The organism is candidate division KSB1 bacterium (assembly GCA_022562085.1).
Classification (GTDB): Bacteria; Zhuqueibacterota; Zhuqueibacteria; order Oceanimicrobiales; family Oceanimicrobiaceae; genus Oceanimicrobium.
In genome coordinates this window covers 1-3726 of record JADFPY010000408.1, presented here as the reverse complement: position 1 = coordinate 3726, position 3726 = coordinate 1, and the positions used below count along the sequence as shown (strand labels likewise).

At 42.2% G+C, this 3726-nt stretch carries 2 protein-coding genes; both read right to left on the bottom strand.

Translation table 11 applies throughout. The features are described 5' to 3' along the window. Nucleotides 1-945: 945 nt before the first annotated feature. The gene (locus tag IH879_21325; GenBank protein ID MCH7677469.1) at nt 946-1128 is read right to left on the bottom strand and encodes a hypothetical protein; all 183 of its coding nucleotides are present in this window, start codon (nt 1126-1128) and stop codon (nt 946-948) included. Between the two features lie 598 nt (nt 1129-1726). After that, nucleotides 1727-2932, bottom strand: coding sequence for a SpoIIE family protein phosphatase (locus tag IH879_21320; GenBank protein MCH7677468.1), 1206 nt, complete (start codon nt 2930-2932; stop codon nt 1727-1729). Between the last annotated feature and the right edge of the window lie 794 nt (nt 2933-3726).

Here is a 3726-nt window from a genome sequence, read left to right as displayed (position 1 = left end):
GGGCGAGGAACGAGCCTCCGACTGGATGGCTTTGTGTACGCCCGGCATGGGCATGAACTAATAGGGTGTAAGTCCCTTATAGGTGAACTCCTGTATTTATTTAAAGTACAGCAACTATTAGCGAAAGGCAACTGCAAAGCCGCGAGGCTTTGTGGGAAGGAAGCCTGTAGCAAAGCAGTGAGCCGACGAACAGAAACATCATAGAAGGCCGAGTCCGTGGGTAAGTTGGCACATGATAACAAAGCCCAGGGTTCATCGGATACGGTAAATGATGCGGTTGTGCTGCGAAAGTTCATGTTCTTATCCGGGGAGATCTGCTTATCATGCGATGTTTGTTTCTGTGGTAAGACCCGGCAAGGGCCTCCGGGATACCAAGCCCAGGCATGTCAGCGTGCTATCAGCTGGCATGAGAGACGAACTGGATAGCACCCACAGACTCAACGTAGCGGCTTGCGAGGTAACTCGCTCGCTCAAGTTAGGCAGAAGTCAGCAGAGGTCATAGTAGCCGAACGCTCGGTTTAATTGCCGAGACATGGTGAAGGGCCGAACATCGCGGTCAAGGAGGAGCACTGTCACGCTCGTCTTGCGGCATTTATGCCCGACCGGGCTTAGTCGTGAGCGGCGCGGCGACAACCGCCAGCCTTGTAAATGTGAAAGAACATTTTCGCATTTGATGTTGAATCATCCTGCGATGAAACGCCCAGTGCGGACCCGCACGCTGGGTGTTGTGGGGAGGGCGGGAGAGAAACCCGCCCTTACCCGATTAGAAGTTCATTGCATTCTTGAGCGCCCTAGCATAAACCGTCTTATTGCGTGCACTCTCTGCCGCCGTGTTCAGCATCTCTTTGAGAACACCGTTGGGATCAGTGTCAACCTTGGCATCCTTAAGCGACTGCAGCGTTGCGCTCAAGTTCTCCAAGGTCTTTACCAGTGGATCATTCGATTTCAGATCTTTTTCTGCATGTCCACCAGACTCAACAACTGGCTAATCTGCATCAACAGAATGGCGTATACAAACTGGCGTTTATCCTTTATTGTGGCGCCGCTAAATCTTTTTATCTTGGTAGAAGTTTCTGCAAACAATTTGTCAAACTGGTTTGCGATCTGCGTGTGATTGCTTTGAGTCACGGATTGCCACGGATGGAACACGGATTTTGGCTGTTGGACAAAAGAAATCCGTGAAAATCCGTGGTTTTTTAAAAAAACATGTCTTTTTCGTTCATGGGTAAAAGGTCAATAGAAGTCGAGCAATTACAATAACTATACCTCCGTGCGTAAAATGGAATGCTGAACTAAGGCTTTACTAATCAATGTTTTACATTATAATTCTGTGTAAGTCAGATTAAAAAATCAGTGGTTTAGATAGCTGCGAAACTTAAGTTAAATACATAACTTGCTCCGGCTGCTGAATGAACATTTTGAAATACCACCTGTTGGAGATAACTCGACAATATCCCTACCCAAGAGTACATAGTATTCATCTGCATTCGGAGGCAGAGTGCTGAGCAACGTGTCAACAGCAAAATTCTTTTGGGATGTTTCAAGTGAGTATGTGGATTGCAATTCAATTTCGACGGCTCGACGCGTGCATAGGTCAGACAAAAACGTTTCTTGACTATTGGGGTTCATTGAAATTGTGTTTCCATAATGCAGAGCTGAAATGCGCCGCTTTTATGAATGAATCTACTTGGCTTGGAATAGAAGTCAATTGAACAAACTAGTCAACTTAAAGTTCAATTCCTAAAAAACTCACATCATCCTGATGCGGCTTAACGCCAGAAAAATTATCGATTTTCTGAAGTAAACGATCAAACAAACTCAGCTGTGAGTTCATTTTATAGTTTTCCAGCAAATATTTTTGAAATGCCTGTTCGCCAAATTCATCGCCATCTGGAGACATCGTTTCAACAATACCATCGGTATAAAATGCCCAGAAGTCATCTTTTTCAAGTGGCTGAACTTTGATTTCATAATAGGTACTTTTGGTGAGACCCAATGCGATTCCTGCCGGATTTTCTTCCAACATTTTGCCGCCTTTTATGTTCAGGACAGGCAAATGTCCAGCATTGGCAATTGCCACTTCATGAGACTTGAAATCGAAGAGTGCACAGGCAAAAGTAATAAACATTGTGGACTCAGAATTTTCATAAATGATGCGGTTTAATGAAGTCATCAAATTTTTCAAATTCTGAAAATGTGTTAACTCTGAACGGAGTGCACCTTTGGTAATTGCCATTAACAGGCCTGCTGCGAGATTATGGCCGGAGACATCGCCAATGGCAACAAAAAGCCTCTTATCCGATAAATGATACGCGTCGATAAAATCCCCACCAACTTCAACTGCCGGCACCACTTTACCAAACAATTTCGCATCACAGAATTCAATTTCAATCACCGGTGAAATCTTATTCTGAATATTTTTTGCCAAGTTGATTTCAGTTTCCAGATTGATCTTTTGAGTCAGATTCGTCTTTAAGAGATGGCTATAGATCCGCATAATTATGATGACGCTTCCAACACCGACAAACCACAACAGATACATACTTTTAGGAATCTCTTCCGGGTAAAATGTATCAAGATCACCCACGGCTACAAAAATAAATCCCAACGGCATGAAAACCACAAAACTCAATACCACGAAATGTATTTTAAATTGTTTTAATCGTCGGAAAAACATCGGAATTGAAGCCATGATGCTTGAAAAAAACAGTGAAGCATATGCGGCGATAAGAATTAAATCATTTGTAGGGGTTTGCAGATAGGTTTGGCCAAAAATAAGGTGGGTGATAATAACAATCAAGACACACATTAAAATAAGGGCAAGAAACCCAAAAATACGTTCTTTCAAGGGGAGATAAACAAGATATTCACCTTCGTGATTGATAAATACCTTTTCAAAAAACGACTTAGATTTTCTTCTAACTATCTTCAAAACAACAAGGTTGACTCTGTTTTTGCTTTGGAGAACTGTCCTGGAGTTCTAAACTACTTTTTGTTTATGTTCAGTCAATGTGAGTTCTTCCACCTGAAAGACCTTAGCCAGTTTTATTATGCTTTCTTTCCCGGGTAAGAACCTATCCGTTTCCCAGTTTCTGATTGAATCATGCGATACCTCCATAGACCAGCGAGCTCTCTTTGAGAAAGTTGCTTTTCAGTCCGTAGCTTTTTTAGGAATTGACCAAAAGAGGTGGGTTGAACAGGTGGGCTCTTGGGAATGCGAAAACTGATTTTAAAGAACTTTCATCCCTGGGAAACGCTGGATACCTCGCACCTCCGCCTCTACATTATTAAAATTAGGAATACTAAACAAAAAGTCAACAATATCACATAAAATAAACAAGAGGGGTTGCATGCGCTAGAATTGTTGTTCAAACCCGCATAACACTTAACGCGGACAAGCCGCAAATCCCAAAAAACAAGCTACAAATTACAAGCTTGTCCCCGAATGTTTTAGTCGGGGATAAAACTCAAATACCAAATCCCAATGTCCAATAAAACCATAACATTCAGTGATTTGTTTTAAAATTTGAAAATTGGTTTTTGGAAATTACTTGTTATTTAGGATTTGATATTTGTGATTTCAAATTCTGCCAAAAAGCTTGTGCTCGAATGTTTTTATCGAGTGCTTGTGCTCGAATGCTTCCCCGATAGAAACATTCGGGGACAAATTTATCGAGTATGGCAGAAAATTACTTGTCAGTTACTACGTCTCGACTGGGACTTCGC